Raw genomic sequence first — 18,692 nt, 5'->3', positions numbered from 1 at the left:
AAAACTGCAAGCTCATCTTTTTGCTTATTTGGGACTTATAGTTTAATTGGGTTGGTGGTAATAGCGGAAGTGGTACACCCAGCTTACATTTCGAACCTGGAAGTTAAGCCTTCTAGCGCTGATGGTACTTTGTCTTAAGACACGGGAGAGTAAGTCACTGCCACCCTTGTTAAGCTATAAGTCTTTAAATGTCATTCATTTTTAAAAAGTCTTGCGTACGTTTTTTTAGCTTTTTGCTGCAAAGTTATACGCTTTATTTTTCTATAGGTGTTACTCTTCTTTGGTTAATAGTATCTTGTATTAAATATGGAAATACGTTAATACTATGAGTTATCAATCTTGTTTATAAATAGTGTTATTACTAAAAGTCCCTATTAAGAACTTTCTTGAAGGTTTTTTCATAGGTGTTACTCTTCTTTGGTTAATAGTATCTTGTATTAAATATGGAAATACGTTAATACTATGAGTTATCAATCTTGTTTATAAATAGTGTTATTACTAAAAGTCCCTATTAAGAACTTTCTTGAAGGTTTTTTTCATTCAATTGCAGTTAGAACTTTATCTGTATGATAGGAAAATATGTCTTTTATAAGCTTTTATTTAGACAATATTAGGCCCTGTTTTTTATAATTCAGAACACAATAGAAATGATTTTCTTTTTGAAGTCAATGGCATTATTACTTAAGAAATAGGATCATAATTTGATGCTTCTCTAGTAATTATTACATCATGAACATGGCTTTCACGTAATCCTGCTGATGTGATACTAGTAAACTTGCAATTTTTTTTCATCTCACTGATATTTCTATTGCCTGTGTATCCCATTGCAGACTTTAATCCACCTACTAATTGCTGTATCACTCCTGCAACTGGTCCTTTGAGAGGCACTCTTCCTTCAATTCCTTCTGGAATAAATTTATTATTATTATTTTCCTGGAAATAGCGACTAGCAGATCCACGCTTCATTGCTCCGACTGATCCCATGCCTCTATATGATTTGTATGCTCGTCCATTATATATTATAATTTCTCCTGGGCTTTCATCTGTACCAGCAAAAATGGAACCTATCATTACAACATCTGCTCCTGCTGCTATGGACTTTGCTATATCTCCAGAATATTTTATGCCTCCATCTGCAATAACTTTGATTTTTTTGTTTTTACATGCATTTACAACATTTAAAATAGCTGAAAATTGTGGTACACCTACCCCAGTTACAATTCTTGTTGTACAAATTGACCCTGGTCCTATACCTACTTTAACAGCATCAACTCCTGCTTCAATTAGTGCTTGGGTTCCTTCTGCTGTTGCAATATTTCCTCCAATTATTTGAGAATGAGGAAATAAAGCTTTGATTTCTTTAACTGTTGTTAGAACCTTTTCGGAATGCCCATGGGCGGTATCTACAATTATTATGTCAGCATCTTCTGCAATTAGTGCTTCAGCTCTTTCTATCCCGTCTTTTATTCCTGTGCCTACTGCAGCTGCAACTCGTAGTCTTGCACCGCTGTCTTTGCAGGAATTTGGAAATTGATTAAATTTCTCTATATCTTTTACTGTAATAAGACCAACACAACAATAATTATTGTCTACTACTATAAGTCTCTCTTTTCTATACTGATGCAATAATTTTATTGCGTCTGATCGCTCTATGCCTTCTGGAACTGTGATTAAATTATCTTTAGTCATTATATCAGATACTTTACAGTCTTTATTTTCGACAAATCTTACGTCACGGTTTGTTAATATTCCTACTAAAAGTTTTCCATGTGCTGTATCTGTTACTACAGGTATTCCTGAGTAACTATATTCTTGCATGATCGAGAGTGCTACTGCGAGACTATCATCAGGGGATACTGTAATAGGATTATATACTATCCAACTTTCGTACTTTTTTACTTTTCTGACTTCAAGTAACTGTGTATCGATAGGTAAATTTTTATGTATGCAACCAATACCACCATGTTGTGCCAATGCTATAGCTAATTTTGCCTCTGTTACTGTATCCATTGCTGCAGAGATAATTGGAATTCTTAATTTTATTTCGTTTGTAATATAAGTTGTAACATCTGTTTCTGAAGGCAATACATCGGATGCTGATGGAGTAATTAGTATGTCATCAAAAGCATAAGAAAGTTCCACTTGTTTTCCATAAAAGATTGCTTATAAAGTATATGAACTTTTGAGTATTCATGCAATAGTATTACTTAAATATAATCTCCTTAAGCCGAGAACTGCTCATTAGTAATTCGTTCTTCCAAATTACGTTCTTTATCAAATAATAATGTAATGGTAATATCACTATCTTTCTTTATCTTTATGTTTGCAATATTCCGAAATTCTGTATAATCAGCAACTGCTGCTACAGAGCGTATTTCGGGATTAATTACGTCTATTTCTATTATAGTAGAGTTTGTTAGTATTGCTCCTCGCCATCGTCTAGGTCTGAATGAGTTTATTGCAGTTAATGATAAAACATTAGCGTTTAAGGGTAATATGGATCCACCTGCAGAGAAATTGTAAGCTGTACTGCCAGCTGGTGTTGAAACTAGAATACCATCGGATACTAGCTTTTCCATTACTAGTTTACTATTAATTTTTATCTGTAAGTTTGTAGCTTGATGAGTACTGCGAAATATAGATACCTCGTTTATAGCAATTGCATTATGCTGTTTTTTGTTAGTATCGGTAGCAGCCATGTTTAATACTGTTAATTGAGTTGGAACTGCTTGGTTGATACGATCTATAAGATTATGCTCTGAATATTGGTTTAGTAAAAACCCAACTGTACCGTAATTTATTCCGTAAACAGGTACATTATTGCCTTTATTAATGATGTAATTGTGTAAACTATGGAGCATAAGCCCGTCACCACCTATTACTACAAGCAAATCAACAACCGCATCTTCATTCTTTTTAATATCTATAAGGCCGTACTGCTTTTCTAATGTAATAGCTACACTCTTGTCAAAAGCATCAGTGAAAACGTATCCAATGTTCCGATATTTACTCATGTGCAACTAGAAAAAGAATATTATATAATATAGTACATAGGAACTTATAAATCTAAGTCACCAAATTTACTCATAAATTTTGCAGCCTTACTGTTTTTTTTGCTAACAGTTCTTAGGTTTGGATTCCATGCTGGATGATTAAAGCAGTCACTTTCTAAGTGAATTTTTACTAATTCATTTTTTTTTCCCAGAGTGGACTTCATCTTTCTTTCTTCTCCATTACTAAATACGGTTAGTATGTCATAGGTCTCTGGATGTATCCCTTTTTTCATTTTGTGAACCTTTTCAAGTTTTGCAATATATAAGCTTATTTTTGTAGCATTTATATATGTCATTTGTCAATCATATTAAGGTCTTTTAGTGATCTTGTAAATTCTTTTGACTAATTTGTTGTAACAGTATATCATAAATATTGATGGACAATCGAGGATATGTGCGATGATTTTTATGTTCCCTGGTCAGGGGTCTCAGTTTGTATCTATGGGAAAAAATATATACGATAACTTTGCTGTTGCTCGATATGTTTTTCATGAAGTGGATGATATATTGAATAAAAAATTATCTAAAATAATGTTTGAAGGTCCTATCGAAAATTTAACTTCAACAGATAATGCACAGTTAGCATTGATGGTTGCTTCGATCGCAACATTACGTTCTATAGAGTATATTTTAGGCAAGCCAATACATTTATTTGAGAATGTGAAGTATATGACAGGACATTCAGTAGGTGAGTGCATAGCGTTATGTGCATCTGGAGCATTAACTTTGTATGAAGTTACACAGCTTTTACTTGTAAGGAGTCAGGCTATGTATGATGCGGTGCCTCTAGGTTATGGAGGAATGTCTGCTTTAATAGGTGGTAACCTAAGTGATGTAGAAAATGTTGTGAAAATGGCTCAAGAGTATGGGGTTTGTGAGATTGCTAATGATAATTGTGATGGGCAAGTTGTTGTTAGTGGTGTTAAAGCAGCTCTTGAAAAATTGCCAGATCTAATTAAAGATACTGGTATAAAAAAAGTTGTAAAGTTACAGGTTAGTGGGCCGTTCCATTCATCATTGATGAATTCTGCGTGTGAGAAGCTACAGGAGTTTGTTGAGAGTATTAGAGATATAAAAATGCCATTGGTCAAGGTTGTATCTAATGTATCTGCAAGAGAATATACTGATTGTCTCACAATTAGGAGTTTAATAGCTAAACAACTAGTAAGTAGAGTTTGTTGGCGTGAGAGTATTTTGTACATTATTAAACAAGGGGGTACTCACTTTATTGAAGTAGGTGCTGGTACTACGTTGTCAGGTTTGGTGAAGAGAATTAGCTCAGATGTTTCTGCAGTCAGTGTTAACACGGCAAGTTGCATAGATTCTGTAATGCAATATTTTACGGTAAATACAGGTCTTATTGATGCGTAAGTGTATTATATGCTGGTGACTATTTTTGTGATTTTCCTCTATAGTTTTTAATTGTATTTTCTATGCTAATGATTCTAGCTAGAAAGTTTTTATGTTAGTGAAGTTGTCTAGTTATTGATAATAATCAGCATAAATCTTATGCAAAGCGAGTTTATTTACTTGCTTTATCATAATGTAAGTACTTAGATATTCTTCTTGCATATTACCCGGTAAAAAAATAATAAGGTTGTTTATATCTAGTGTAAGGTAATTAGTTATTATGTTTATTACTTTTGAGGGGATAGATGGCTCTGGTAAAACTACACAATCGCGTTTGTTAGCAGAGTATTTATCTGAAATATATGGTATTAACAATGTTATATTGACTAGAGAACCTGGAGGTACTTTATTTAATGAGTCAGTACGTGACTTATTATTTCAAGCTCAAGGTTTAGATAATCTGTCAGAATTATTGTTTTTTATTGCTATGCGTAGAGAGCATTTTGCTAAAGTAATAAAACCTTCTTTAATACAAAAAAAAATAGTAATTTGTGATAGATTTATTGATTCAACGATTGCATATCAAGGTTACGGACAAGGAATTGATTGCGGGTTGATAAGCCAGTTAAATGATCTTGTTGTTGATGTTTATCCTGATATTACATTCATTATCGATGTTGATATTAATGAGTCATTCTCTAGATCTTGTAAAAATGGATATGAATTTGCTGATTTGGAGTTTTATTATAGAGTTAGGGATGGTTTTTATAATATCGTCAAAAAGAATCCATATCGTTGTCATATAATTACTGATAAAAATAACACTTATAATATTGATAGCATTAACTTTATACATTTGAAAATAATAGAAGTATTGCAAATGGTATGAATTTGTGTGTAGAATCCACACCTTATTTTTTATAATTTTTATAGAATTTGATAAGTTTTTAATTAATTATGAGGGATGTTTTGAATAGAAAATTTTTATCATGGTTCTTAGTCTCAATGTTTTATGCGTATCAATATATATTGAGAGTTATGCCTAATATTATTGGATCTATGTCTATGGAAAAATTCAAAATTAGTGCTATGGCGTTTGGTCAATTTTCTGGCTTGTATTATATTGGATATACGTTGGCGCATATACCGATAGGTATCTTTTTGGATAAATATGGACCTAAAATAGTATTACCAATTTGTGTAGTATTAACCATTATGGGGTTGGTGCCGTTATTGGTATCAGATGTGTGGTTATTTAGCCAGATTGGAAGAATGATAACAGGTATAGGTTCGGCTGGATCTGCACTTGGCCTTTTTAAAGTTGCTAGCATGTACTATGGTAATCGATTTGTCAAGATGTCTGGGATTTCTATTATAATAGGATTGTTGGGTGCAATGTATGGAGGATTACCAGTTTTATCTTTATTGAATAAATTTGGCTGGGAAACTTTCTTCATCGTATTTATTGCTGTAGGAGCTGCTATGGCATTGTTGTTATATCTATGTATGTTGCCTTATGATCAGGTTGCTAATCTTGATAGTAATAAGAGTCTCTGTGATAAAGTTAAGTTGGTGATATTTAATAAATACATTATTATAATTAGCTTGCTTGCAGGTTTTATGGTAGGTCCTTTAGAAGGTTTTGCTGATGGATGGGTTACTTCATTTTTAAGAGCAGTTGGTAATATAGATAAAGAAACATCTGCTTTGTTACCTTCTATAATATTTATTGGTGTGTGCACTGGAGCATTTATTTTACCGTATATGTTGGAAGATAAGTCATTTAATGCTTGGAATATACTTATAATATCTGCTTTTGGCATGATGATTCCTTTTTTAATATTATACATTAATAGTTCAAGTATTGTACTTGTGACAATATTGTTTTTTTTGATAGGATTCTTTTCAGCCTATCAAATCATAGCAACGTGTAAAGTATTGAGCTATGTTAATGATAGTGTAGTTGCATTGGCTACTGCTGTAAATAACATGATAGTTATGGCTTTTGGTTATTTTTTTCATACTGCTGTATCTTGTGTGATAGTGTTGTTGTGGGATGGAAAAGTTATGGATGCAGAGCCAGTATATACTAAAGCATTAATGTTAAAATCTATGTTATTTATTCCTGGTGGGTTGCTTGTAGGTGCAATAGGGTTTATGTCTCTTAAGTATTTAAGTAGGAAAGAGAGTAAGTAGCATTGTTACAGATATCAGTTATACATAATTATGTGTCTATATAAATTATGTATGACTGTATGCTTTGATCTAGAATTTGTCTGTATTAATTCTGTTAATATGTTGTAAGTTTTTGTTATTTTAAGTGTTATAAATTAAGAAATAAAATTAATTCTTAATTGTATAAACTTATAGTACAGGATTCTAATTTGTTCTAGCTTTGTACTTTGTAGCAAATCTGATAGTTAAATGTTGAATATATTATGGGGTGATGCATAACCTTAATATGCTTTATTGTTGAGTAATTTTGTGTTTCTAGTGCTTCAGTTAAAGAGTTGCTAATTTTTCAGCTGATTGTTTAAAATATGAGTTCGAGTATTTAGATTTAACTTCATAATTGATAAAATTAGTTGTGTTTGTCTATTTGTTTTATTATGTCTTATACAACTCATAATCGCCTAATGTCTTATTAAGATTATGGCAATCCTAGTATGTTTTATAAATGTATCTCACAATGAGAGTTTATTATAAGTCTTAATAAATTGTATACTGTACTGAAATTATACAGATTGAATAGCACTAAGATACCATTTTTTATTAGAAAGTGTTGTATCTTTTTTAAAAGTCCATGTATCCTCAATCTTATTAATCTTCGATGTACTACCCTGTAAAATATTATCATCACTGTCTTTCACAAAGTTTATTTGTTCAGTGATGAATTTTACTGTGATGTATGCTATATTTCCTGAAAGGTCCAGTTTTGTTATTTTATGAGATATTATTGATACAATAATGTCCTTATATAGTTGTCCAAGTGCTTTTCGATTTTCTATTTCCTCCACGAATGAATTATATAAATTAGTGTCTAATAACATGGACAGTATATGTGCATTTCCTTCATTAAAGGCTTTTATTATAATTTCAAATGCCTTCACTGATCCATCCACGAAGTGTTTTAGTGAAAACTCGCTATCTTTCTTTTTGATGTAGTTTATTATTGATTTATCATTTTCGTTGCAAGCTTCCATTACAGATTCTATATCAATATCAGCATCATCATCATCATATTTTTGTGTGTCTTCCATGATGATACTTATAGTTTGTGAATGATTAGTTGTTTGTAATCCTGAAGTTTTTCCAAGAGAATTGTATAAACGAAAAAAGATGAATGCTGCTAAAAATGCATATATTGCTAATTCAACCATATAATCCTAATTTTTATTGACAAAAATGTATACTGTGTATACTCAATTATATTATAGCTTAGTGTATGTTAATCAATAATTAATTACATTATTTTAATTATTACTTAGGAGTTTGTGGGTATGTCGTGTAAATTAAAGGTTAAGGGTCAATATATTAAGGATCTTTCATTTGAAAATCCGAATTCTCCACAGATTTTCTTGATGATCAGTAAAACCCCACCTGAAATCAATATTTCTATTAATGTCAGTTCTGTAAGTCTCCCAATAAAAGCACAAGATCAGGAGAATGAGCAGTCTTTGGATAGTAAAGTAGAGCCGTTATATGAAGTCACTCTTCAGGTTAATGCGGAAGCTCGAGTTGGTACTACAGTAGCGTTCATTTGTGAGGTTAAGTATTGTGGGGTATTTTGTATTGAAGGTTATGACGTAAGTAATATACAGGAGTTAAGTCAGGAAGAAATGAGAAAGATATTATTAGTTTCTGCTCCAACTGTTCTGTTCCCATTTGCTAGGGAGTTGGTTTTTAATATCACTTCTAGAGGTGGGTTTCCTCCTTTGTTGCTTGATATTGTAGATTTTGGAGTTATGTATGAGTCTCAAATGAAGCAGAATGATAACAATCAGGATTTGTAAAGTAGATTTTTAATTTGTGAATGAATTAAGACAGCTTGTAGTAATTAGTTTTTAATTAGTTAAATTAATACAGGTTTTTTGTATTATGAAGGTTTTAGTAATAGGTAAGCTATTCTTTTTATTTGTAGTGGCTTTCTTCTTTAATTTTGCATTTTGTTCTGATGATCATAAACAAGAACTTTCTCAAAAATTTTATTCTGATACCCTTGTCAAATCAAGTGATGATATTACTGCTCAAGAGTTGTTAAGTTTATTGCCTAGTGATCGTTTTATAGGTAATACAAAAGCTCCAGTTGTGATAATAGAATATGCTTCTTTTTCATGTATGCATTGTGCACATTTTACGCTAAATGTATTTCCAGAGTTGAATCGTAAGTACATTAGAACAGGTAAAGTGCTATACATTTTTAGAAATTTTCCTTTAGATTATATATCATTAAAAGCTGCAATGTTGGGAACATGTTATAATACTGCTAATAGCTTTTTTACTTATACCAAAGCGGTATTTAGTTCTATAGAAGCATTGGTGACTCATTATAAGGATTTAGGGGTATTATCTAATATTGCAAAGGTTAGTAACATTAGTGATGAAAGATTTGATAAATGTATTAATGATGAAGATATAATGAATTATATTGTTCAAGAAAAATTTGTCGCAAATAGGAAACTACAGGTAAATGCTACACCTGTGTTTTTTATTAATGGAAAGAAGTATGATAAACCTCATGATATTGAAAGCTTTTCTGAGACGATTGATGAATTGATTATACTACATCCAAATTATTCGTTGGTAAAAGGGGATGGATCTTAACCCTACATGATGATGTGTAGAGGTCTGTATATTGTTACTTTAATTGAAAAGTACAACATATCTATGTTGATTAGGCTCCTTTATGTAAAGTTTTTTATTTCAATATACATGCTGTTATATATAAAACATTTGAGCTATATCATTATAAGAAGGTAGGTTTTCAATTTGACCTATGGCTGCTAAGGTTATTTTATTATTACTTCCTAGTAGATTATTAATACAGTTTTGGATGTCTGTGACTGTAATTATAGAGATTTGTTTTATTAACTCTTCTTTTGAAATGTATCGATTATAGTGGGAATAATAATACCCCAAGGATTCAGCTCGTGCATTAGTACTTTCCCTTGACATGAGTATCTCAGATGTTATTTTATCTTTTGCTCTTTTGACCTCATTTTCTTGCAGATTGGTGGTAATGTTTTTTACTTCAGAAGCTATAGTGGTAAGTAGTTGACTCAGATTGCCTTTATCAGTTGCTGCATATATAGAGAAAATACCATTATCGCTGTAGCTGGAGTTAAAAGATGATATGGTATAGACTAGTCCAAGTTGTTCGCGAATTTTTTGGAAAAGACGTGATGACATACCATTTCCTAATATTGAATCTAGAATTTGTATAGTGTAGAATTGATCATCTTTATATGAAACACTAGGGAATCCTATAACTAGATGTACTTGTTCTAAATTTCTTGTTTCTCTGTATTCTCCACTCAAATAAGTTGATGGATCTGCTGTTTTTCGTTCTGATTTTTTCATGTGAGAGAAGTACTTAGAGACTAAGTCAACTACTTCTTCATGTAAAATATTCCCAGCTACTGATAGTAACATGTTTCCGGCATGATAATATTTACTCATGTAAGTGTGTAAGTCTACTTTAGATAAGCTATTTACTGATTCTGGAGTCCCTAAAATGGATTTGCCGAATATTTGGTTAGGATAAGCAGCTTCTATATACTTATCGAAAATTATGCTAGTAGGAGAATCGTTTGTTTGATATATTTCTTGTAATACTACTCCTTTTTCTTTATCTATTTCTTCTTCAGGAAATTGGGAGTTTAGTATTATATCTGCAAGAACTTCTATGGCTATTTTGATATCTCTTTTTAGTGTTTTGACATGATAGACAGTGTGTTCTCTATCTGTATGTGCATTAAAATTTCCGCCTATATCATCAAAGATCTGTGCTATATCAAGAGCAGTACGAGTTTTAGTGCCTTTAAAAGCCATGTGTTCTAGAAAATGAGAGATGCCTGTTATGGCTTGATTCTCATATCTACTCCCGACGTTTATCCAAATGTTAATGGATACAGATTCTACGTGAGGCATTGTGTCAGTTATTATAGTAAAATTATTGTTAAGTTGTGTAATCTTTGGTGACATGACTTTGAGTAAGAAATTAATCTCTTAAGTTTATACAGTTAATAATATAACAGCAACAAATATATGATATAACATCGATATTTGAAAGTTATGGTTTATCCAAATTTTACAGAATCTTCATAATAATGTTTTATCACCCAATTGTAATTAAGGATATTATCTGTACTGATGCATAATATTACCTAAATATATTTTAAAATTTTTAACAGTGTATTTGTGATGAAAACATTTGATGGAAAATAGTAGTGTTCAATTATATTATTTTATAAGAACTTTAAAAGATGGGAGAAATCATTATAATAATATATGATATTACTTTTATTCTAAATACTAATTTTATATAACAATATTGACCAAGGTATTAATGATTTTACATTAATGTTGTGTTGATTGTTGAAATAAAAGTTTGAAATCTAGTAATTTTATGTAACTATCTGTGATTTTTATCATAAAAAGTGAAAACTTCTGTAGTTTATTATAGTATTGATATGACTTGTTAAATTGTCAAAAAAATGATAATAAGTAGTAGGTTGGATTTCTCAGCGATAGTAGAAAGTGTATAACATTGTTAATGGATTAAGGTTTTAATTTGCGTAAAAAAATTAAGAAAATATTAATTTCCGGTAAAAGTGTGTGGCCAATAATAGAAGGTGGAAAAGGTATAGGTGTAAGTGATGGTAGAACTGCAGGTGCTTTTGCTGCTGCTTCTGCTGTTGGTACTTTTTCTGGGGCGTGTGCTAGGTTAGTTGATGATAATGGAGAACATGTTCCTTTAGTATATCGTGGAAAAACTAGATTGGAGCGTCATAATGAACTAATAAACTATAGTATTGATGCGGCAGTGAGTCAAGCTAAGGTAGCTCATGAGATATCAAAAGGGTTAGGAAGAATACATATGAATGTACTGTGGGAAATGGGTGGTGTTCAACGAGTGCTTCATGGTGTACTTGATAAAGCGCGTGGATTAATTCATGGTATTACTTGTGGTGCTGGTATGCCATATAAGTTAGCTGAGATAGCTTCCCAATATCAAGTTTATTACTATCCCATTGTTTCATCGATGAGAGCATTTAAAATTTTATGGCAACGTTCTTATCAAAAATTTTCTAAAAAACTCCTTGGTGGGGTTGTATATGAAGATCCTTGGTTAGCTGGTGGCCATAATGGACTTAGTAATAGTGAATCTCCTGATAGTCCACAAGATCCTTTTGAAAGGGTTGCAGCGATCCGCGCATATATGAATGAAGTTGGATTATCTGATGTTGTGTTAATCATGGCAGGTGGTGTTTGGCATTTAAAGGATTGGGAATTATGGTTAGATAATGATCTAATTGGTCCAATAGCGTTTCAATTTGGAACGAGACCTTTATTAACTCAAGAGAGTCCAATTTCTTCTGGGTGGAAGAAAAAATTAATGTCTTTGAAACCTGGCGATGTTTTTTTGAACAAATTTAGCCCAACAGGCTTTTATTCTTCTGCCGTTAAAAATGAGTTTATAAAGGAGTTAAAAGAACGTAATGCACGTCAGATTGCATTTGAGAATGAAATGACTGAAAAATGTACAGCAGAGCTTTCTATTGGTGGTAGAGGTAGGAAAGTATATGTGCATCCTGAAGATAAGAAGTTGTCTGAGTCTTGGATGGCTATGGGTTATACAGATGCTCTGAAGACACCAGATAATACTTTAATATTTGTTACTCAGAACAAATCAAGAAGCATTAGGGAAGATCAAATAAATTGTATGGGATGTTTAAGCCATTGTAAATTTAGTAATTGGAAAGATCACGGAGATTATAATACTGGTATTAAACCAGATGTTCGTAGTTTTTGTATTCAAAAAACGTTACAAAATATTATTGCTGTGGATAATCATGAATATGAGCTTATGTTTTCTGGTCATAATGCATATAAGTTTGTAGAAGATGAGTTTTATAGAGATGGATATATTCCTACAGTCAAAGAACTTGTTGATAGAATCTTAACTGGATATTGATATGTTAGTATTTTGTTTATAGCTTTAAACATATTAAGTATCTGAGGTTACAATATTTTTATTAAGTGCTATTAAGTTTATGATTTTTTGTTATTCAACACATAAAAATCCTTTCTTGATACTTTTTGTAGTTTTTTAATCCTTACTGTTTAAGCAGTTTTGTCCTCAGTGTAGTTTATCAACATATATTTTTTATTTAGATATTGATTTGGAATGCGACAGTTTGATTATTAGCAGAAATTAATTATAAAGTATATATATATGTATATGTTGGTACACATAAATATAATTCACTGCACAGTGTGTAGTATATTTAGCGTTGTTTTATCAAATGTTATGAGTATCTTACAATCATATCTATTCCCAATTAATATTGTTTTTTATATTAAAGAATCCATCTCTTCTCGGTAGTGAAGTAATATTGATGGATAATGTTCCACATTGCTATGGTAGTTTTATATTAAGTGTTATGTAAATGTTTATCAGCATATATTTTTTATTTTAGTGATTGCTAAATGCAATATAAGATTTGTGCATGCATTGGGATGTGTAACACAATGGAGGTTACTGTAACTATATTTTAATATTATATAAACGTTCTAAGTGCTTCGCAAGCATGTCTGCTTCTATATTGATGGTATCATTTACTTTGTTATATTGAAACGTTGTATTTTCCCAGGTGTGTGGAATAATATTTACGGATAATATTTCATTAGATATAGAATTAATGGTCAACGATACTCCATCTATGGCTATGGATCCTTTTATTATCATATATTTTAATAATGAATCTGGTATGTAGAATTCAATGTTATGTGAGCTATTTACACTAGTAATTGATATGATTTTTCCTATTCCGTCAATATGTCCTTGTACAAAATGTCCATCTATCCGGTCAGTCATTCTTAAGGCTGGTTCTAAATTAATCTTTGTTCCTTCTTTCCAATGTGTAGCACTAGTAACAGATAGAGTTGCATCTGAAACATCAACAACAAAACATCTATTATTCAATTCTACTACGCTTAGGCAAATACCAGAACATCCTATAGAATCACCTATTTTTGTTTCATTTAAAAAATTAGGATTAGTAGGTTTTATTGTAATTCTTTTGTCGTGACCTTTTATATCGTCTATTTGAGTAACAGTACCGATATTTTCTATTATGCCTTTAAACATCTTGTACCATAAATCATGGGTGTGGAATTTTAGTGTAATGGGTGAAAGAATGTCAATAAGAAAAAAAAATGTATGAAAGCTAGAATATACCTAAGGTTATATGCCAATAGATATTTAAAAGGTTAATTTATTTTCTAAAAAATTAGTATACAACATGATTATTTATTAATATATATTAATTTTATATAATATTTTCTAGTAAAAAAAGGTTTATTTATATGTTAAATAATTCTAATAGTGTAGTATCATACGTTGAACGTAATCTTAGTAATTATAATACTAGTGTAATGGATATAACTTTTGACTATCCTATTAATAAAAATGAATTTTTCCCTCGAGATTTTAATAATATAGGTGCAGGTAAGGATGATTTTTTTGTTGCTGCTATAATTGCATTTTATGTTCTTACTGTTGTTGTGGTAGCAGGGTTTATGTTGTGGATTCAAAATCGTGATATTATGCGTCGAAATGATTATACAAAGTGTCTTTGTAGAACTTCTAGTATGTTAGAAAGAGCAGAGACAGAACAAGAAGTTTTTGCCACAATTATTTCAGATAATATTAAGCAGTAATAACTAATAGACAAAGGTGTAGATGTTCTGAAGGTGATATCAGCAGAATGTTGATTAATTAAAGAAGGAAATGTGAGAGGTATATTATTTTATGTTATTTGAATCTTATATACTGCCGCAGGTAATTTATATTAACGCCTTAATATGAGGTTGTTGTTATAACTTGATTTTTATACATCTTTTTGTAATGGATATAATGATATTGGTTATATGTGCTTGAAGAATTATAAATTATTACACATATGTACTGATTTTCTAAAAAGTAAATTAACCTTTAAATATCTATTGGCATATAATCATATGTGCACTACTTTTGTACATTTTTTCATCTGTTATACTAGAAGCTATGTCTATAATTTATAGTATTTCAAGCGTAAAAATGTTAGGGATTATTATTCAAATAGATTACATAAAAGGTTGCAATAGCAGGATTCCAGTAAAGCCCTTTGCTATTTTTTGAGTGATATAAACATAAGTGACTATATAGGTATTTGCTGAGTATATAATGATATGTGTTTTATAGCTAGTGTTAAGTTCAATTTATGAATTATTGCTTAAGGTAGTTGGTGTTTTAAAAGTAATAGCACTTATGTGTATATAATTGGAATGAGGTAGAGATTGTTTGCTAAAGGCATAGGGTCTAAAAATATGTACGCAACTATAAAACTAATATCTGTCTGAGTATTGTGATTAACGTGGAAAATGTAAACTCTGATTCGAAGCTTCAGTGAATAATAGCTGTCAGACTAACAGTCTCCTAAGTTTAGTGTTGATGAAAAGCCATATGATGTGCTACTTGGGAATTTAAATATTGGATTACTAAATAGTTTAAAGGATGTGATGTATGTAATGTTAATGTAGGGTAATGTCTGTGATATGTATTGAGAGAAATATATTTTTAAAACGTAGTTTTCTTATTAGAACTTCAAATTTATCTGGTTTTGTGGTGTATGTATTTATACATGTTTATGGATGGAATTTGGATGTATGCTACAAGACTTGATAAAATTTATTGTGAATGTTGTGGTTTCTGTAATACCTGTGAAGGATTTTTATTTTGCTAGAAGAGCATTTTAAATATTTCAGGTATTGTACTGACAAAATCATATATTGATACACATAGTTCATATAAAGAATAAAGGTTTAATTTTTAAAAATTTATGATATAATTAACCATGGTGTGCTAATTATTTTATTTTTCATATGGTTGAGTAATCCCGTAGCTTCTATTACTTCTGATGTTAGTAGTAGTGTACCATTAATACTATAAGATAGATGAAGGAGAGTGAATCATGTTAAATAGTAATGTGACTTCTAGTGCCTTGACCGATGTTGTTAATGGTACTAGTAGTGCTACAGTAGGTCCTAATGTCGTAGGCAATACTCAGGAGTCTGATGCTACTGTCCGAGTTGTTGCAGGTGTAGCTATAGTATTATTATTGATGTTGTATTGTATAGTTTATATTGTGCGCCATAAAGAGCATCGTATACAGGGATCAAGACGTAATATACAGAGATCAAGACGTGTGAACAATTTACCGGATAATCCTGGGCCAGATGTTCCTAATGTTATAATGGAACATCTGAACTATTTACGGGAGCATGGTCCTGGGCCAGATGTTCCTAATGTTATAATGGAACTAGATGTGGTACATAATGCTCAAAGTAGAGAGAACCAAAGTCAATATGTTGAAAGTAGTCCTTTTATATGCAATCATGATGGCCAAGAGAATGGTAAGACTAGTGATAATCATAAAGTGAGACCTGCGTTTAGATTACAGGGGATGTTTCCTAGATGATTTGTAATGAAGTTATATGCGGTATTCAATTTAGTACTTCTTTATTCAATGAGATGAATTTTTTTGCTGTTGTAATGCAATAGATTAGGGTAATTGATAGGATGATTGTGAAGTATATTGGTCCTGTAATACGTGTGAAGGATTGTTATTTTGCTAGAAGAGCATTTTAAATATTTCAGGTATTGTACTGACAAAATCATATATTGATACACATAGTTCATATAAAGAATAAAGGTTTAATTTTTAAGAATTTATGATATAATTAACCATGGTGTGCTAATTATTTTATTTTTTCATCTGGTCGAGTAATCCCGTAGCTTCTATTACTTCTGATGTTAGTAGTAGTGTATCCTTGATACTATAAGATGGATGAAGGAGAGGGAATCATGTTAAATAGTGTGGGTTCTAATGTCTTGAACAATGTTGTTAATGGTACTAGTAGTGCTACAGTAGGTCCTAATGTCGTAGGCAATACTGAGAATTCTTATACTGCTGTCCAAGTTGTTGTAGTAATAGGTGCAGCTATATTATTATTATTGGGGTTGTGTTGTATAAATTATGTTTGTCGCTATAGAGAGCATCGTGTACGGAGACTAAGACGTATGAACTATTTACGTGAGCATGGTCCTGGGCCAGATGTTCCTAATGTTATAATGGAACTAGATGTGGTACATAATGCTCAAAGTAGAGAGAACCAAAGTCAATGTGTTGAAAGTAGTCCTTTTATATGCAATCATGGCGGCCAAGAGAATGGTGATACTGGTGATGATCATCAAGTGAGACCTGTGTTTAGATTACAGGGGGTGTTTCCTAGATGATTTGTAATGAAGTTATATGTGGTATTCAATTTAGTACTTCTTTATTCAATGAGATGAATTTGTTTTGCTGTTGTAATGCAATAGATTAGGGTAATTGATAGGATTATTGTGAAGTATATTGGTCCTTGTAATACGTGTGAAGGATTGTTATTTTGCTAGAAGAGCGTTTTAAATATATAGATTAATAAAATTATATTTGTTACACAGTTCATATGTAAAATAAAGTTTTAATTTTTTAAAAATTTATGATATAACCAAACATACTGTGTCAGTTGGTTTTTTTGCTGGTTGAGTAGTATCATGGCTTCTGTTACTTTGGGTATTAGTAATAGTGTTTTATTGAATAATACTGTAAATACGGAGGGGATAGTAGTGTTACAACAAGTTTTTTTTAGATTAAGTAATATAGGTACTGGTGTCTTTGTTGATGCTGTTAATGGTACAGTGCGAAATAGTACTAATGGTACTACAACAGTTTCTACTGTCATGAATGTAAGTGATAATAGCTCACTGTCGAGTACAAGTAGTGTTGATGGTCAAATGTTTCATCATATTATAGAAACTTGTATGGCATTATGTTTACCTGCATTGCTTTTTATTGCTATAGTTGTCTATAAGCGTGTTTCACGCTATAGAGGCCGTGTTGCGCAGAATAGAAGAGCTATAAGATATTTACGGGAGCATGGTCCTAGGCCAGATGTTCCTGATGTTATAATAGCACTAGATGTGATACATGATGCTCAAAATAGTGAAGACCAAAATCAATGTGTTGAAAGTAGACCTTTTGTACGTAGTCATAGTTGTCAAGAGAATGATGATACTGATAGTCAAGCGAGATCTGTGTTCAGATTACAGGAGGTATTTCCTAGATGATTTGTAATAAATTATATATGCGGTATTCAATTTAGTACTTCTTTATTCAATGAGATGAATTTTTTTTGCTGTTGCAATACAGTAGATTAAGGTAATTGATAGGATTTATTGTGAAGTATATTGGTCCTTGTAATACGTGTGAAGGGTTATTATGTTTCTAGAAGAGTATTTTAAATGTTTCAATATTATGATTAATAAAATTATATTTGTTACACAGTTCATATGGGAAATAAAGTTTCAATTTTTTAAAAGTTTATGATATAATTAAACATAGTGTGTTAGTTATTTTTTTTCCAACTGATTGAGTAGTATCATAGCATCTATTACTTCTGATATTAGTAATAGTGTATCCTTTTTATTAAATAATACTGTCAATACAGATGGGGTGGGGTGGGAGTATGATTTATAATGCTATTAGTGGTACAGTGGAAAATAGTAATGTTACAACAATTTCTTCTACCATGTTGAGTACGAATGGTAGCAGTATTCTGAATCATAGGGATAATAAAATACAAACTGTAATAGTAGTGGGGTTACTTTTATTGACCATGCTTCTAGTGCTTGCATATTGTGTTCTACACTATAGAGATGCTGGTGCACGGCGCAGAAACGTTCTGAGATATTTACAGATCTATGGTCCTAGGCCAGATGTTCCTAATGTTATAATGGAACTAGATGTGATACATAATGCTCAAAGTAGAGAGAACCAAAATCAATGTGTTGAAAGTAGTCCTTTTATATGCAATCATGGTGGCCAAGAGAATGGTGATACTGGTTGTAATCATCAAGTGAGACCTGTGTTTAGATTACAGGGGATGTTTCCTAGATGATTTGTAATAAATTATATATGCAAA

17 protein-coding genes and 1 rRNA gene are annotated in these 18,692 nt (G+C 31.2%); 12 read left to right on the top strand and 6 right to left on the bottom strand.

Translation table 11 applies throughout. The features are described from left to right. Positions 1-50: 50 nt before the first annotated feature. Positions 51-166, top strand: a 5S ribosomal RNA gene (rrf, locus tag MR76_RS03780). A gap of 515 nt (positions 167-681) precedes the next feature. On the opposite strand, the gene guaB is transcribed toward rrf, so the two are convergent. From guaB to rpmE, 3 genes are all read right to left on the bottom strand, one after another. Continuing rightward, entirely contained in the window at positions 682-2,142 is a 1,461-nt protein-coding gene (gene guaB, locus MR76_RS03775) for an IMP dehydrogenase (protein ID WP_024072375.1), read from the bottom strand. 80 nt (positions 2,143-2,222) lie between these two features. Further along, positions 2,223-3,014 carry an NAD kinase gene (locus MR76_RS03770; protein WP_024072374.1) on the bottom strand — a complete coding sequence of 264 codons (792 nt, stop codon included), beginning with the start codon at positions 3,012-3,014 and terminating at the stop codon, positions 2,223-2,225. Between the two features lie 44 nt (positions 3,015-3,058). After that, a complete protein-coding gene (rpmE, locus tag MR76_RS03765) occupies positions 3,059-3,286 on the bottom strand; it encodes a 50S ribosomal protein L31 (RefSeq protein WP_024072373.1) in 228 nt (75 codons plus the stop codon). 166 nt (positions 3,287-3,452) lie between these two features. Here rpmE and MR76_RS03760 point away from each other — a divergent pair, with 166 nt between their 5' ends. The 3 genes from MR76_RS03760 (at position 3,453) to MR76_RS03750 (ending at position 6,599) form a co-directional block, all read left to right on the top strand. Continuing rightward, positions 3,453-4,424: an ACP S-malonyltransferase gene (locus MR76_RS03760; protein WP_024072372.1), complete on the top strand. Its 972-nt coding sequence runs from the start codon at positions 3,453-3,455 to the stop codon at positions 4,422-4,424. Positions 4,425-4,683: 259 nt separating this feature from the next. Further along, positions 4,684-5,292: a dTMP kinase gene (gene tmk / locus MR76_RS03755; RefSeq protein ID WP_024072371.1), complete on the top strand. Its 609-nt coding sequence runs from the start codon at positions 4,684-4,686 to the stop codon at positions 5,290-5,292. Between the two features lie 80 nt (positions 5,293-5,372). Then, positions 5,373-6,599: an MFS transporter gene (locus MR76_RS03750; RefSeq protein ID WP_235111263.1), complete on the top strand. Its 1,227-nt coding sequence runs from the start codon at positions 5,373-5,375 to the stop codon at positions 6,597-6,599. Positions 6,600-7,138: 539 nt separating this feature from the next. Here the strand turns inward: MR76_RS03750 and MR76_RS03745 are convergent. Beyond that, on the bottom strand, positions 7,139-7,783 hold the full coding sequence (locus tag MR76_RS03745; RefSeq protein WP_024072369.1) for a Tim44/TimA family putative adaptor protein: 645 nt from the start codon (positions 7,781-7,783) through the stop codon (positions 7,139-7,141). Between the two features lie 120 nt (positions 7,784-7,903). On the opposite strand from MR76_RS03745, the gene secB reads away from it, so the two are divergent. Both secB and MR76_RS03735 read left to right on the top strand, forming a co-directional pair. Continuing rightward, a complete protein-coding gene (gene secB, locus MR76_RS03740) occupies positions 7,904-8,416 on the top strand; it encodes a protein-export chaperone SecB (protein WP_024072368.1) in 513 nt (170 codons plus the stop codon). 85 nt (positions 8,417-8,501) lie between these two features. Beyond that, positions 8,502-9,227 (top strand): DsbA family protein, encoded by a 726-nt coding sequence (locus tag MR76_RS03735; protein WP_024072367.1) that lies wholly within the window; start codon positions 8,502-8,504, stop codon positions 9,225-9,227. 114 nt (positions 9,228-9,341) lie between these two features. Here MR76_RS03735 and MR76_RS03730 read toward each other — a convergent pair whose 3' ends face one another. Further along, complete coding sequence (locus tag MR76_RS03730; RefSeq protein WP_024072366.1) at positions 9,342-10,607, bottom strand: M16 family metallopeptidase; 1,266 nt, start codon at positions 10,605-10,607, stop codon at positions 9,342-9,344. 589 nt (positions 10,608-11,196) lie between these two features. On the opposite strand from MR76_RS03730, the gene MR76_RS03725 reads away from it, so the two are divergent. Beyond that, complete coding sequence (locus MR76_RS03725; protein WP_024072365.1) at positions 11,197-12,600, top strand: NAD(P)H-dependent flavin oxidoreductase; 1,404 nt, start codon at positions 11,197-11,199, stop codon at positions 12,598-12,600. Positions 12,601-13,173: 573 nt separating this feature from the next. Here the strand turns inward: MR76_RS03725 and MR76_RS03720 are convergent. Continuing rightward, positions 13,174-13,776 (bottom strand): riboflavin synthase, encoded by a 603-nt coding sequence (locus MR76_RS03720; protein ID WP_024072364.1) that lies wholly within the window; start codon positions 13,774-13,776, stop codon positions 13,174-13,176. 218 nt (positions 13,777-13,994) lie between these two features. Here MR76_RS03720 and MR76_RS03715 point away from each other — a divergent pair, with 218 nt between their 5' ends. The 5 genes from MR76_RS03715 to MR76_RS03695 all read left to right on the top strand — a co-directional run bounded on the left by MR76_RS03715 (position 13,995) and on the right by MR76_RS03695 (position 18,668). Further along, positions 13,995-14,348: a hypothetical protein gene (locus MR76_RS03715; protein ID WP_024072363.1), complete on the top strand. Its 354-nt coding sequence runs from the start codon at positions 13,995-13,997 to the stop codon at positions 14,346-14,348. Positions 14,349-15,640: 1,292 nt separating this feature from the next. Further along, positions 15,641-16,147: a hypothetical protein gene (locus MR76_RS03710; RefSeq protein WP_024072361.1), complete on the top strand. Its 507-nt coding sequence runs from the start codon at positions 15,641-15,643 to the stop codon at positions 16,145-16,147. A gap of 386 nt (positions 16,148-16,533) precedes the next feature. Further along, positions 16,534-16,965, top strand: coding sequence for a hypothetical protein (locus MR76_RS03705; protein WP_144445939.1), 432 nt, complete (start codon positions 16,534-16,536; stop codon positions 16,963-16,965). Positions 16,966-17,265: 300 nt separating this feature from the next. After that, positions 17,266-17,838 carry a hypothetical protein gene (locus MR76_RS03700; protein WP_024072359.1) on the top strand — a complete coding sequence of 191 codons (573 nt, stop codon included), beginning with the start codon at positions 17,266-17,268 and terminating at the stop codon, positions 17,836-17,838. 398 nt (positions 17,839-18,236) lie between these two features. Beyond that, on the top strand, positions 18,237-18,668 hold the full coding sequence (locus tag MR76_RS03695; RefSeq protein ID WP_144445938.1) for a hypothetical protein: 432 nt from the start codon (positions 18,237-18,239) through the stop codon (positions 18,666-18,668). Positions 18,669-18,692: the final 24 nt, after the last annotated feature.

The sequence above is a fragment of the Ehrlichia muris AS145 genome (assembly GCF_000508225.1).
Lineage (GTDB): Bacteria > Pseudomonadota > Alphaproteobacteria > Rickettsiales > Anaplasmataceae > Ehrlichia > Ehrlichia muris.
This window is presented reverse-complemented; position numbering and strand designations above follow the sequence as displayed.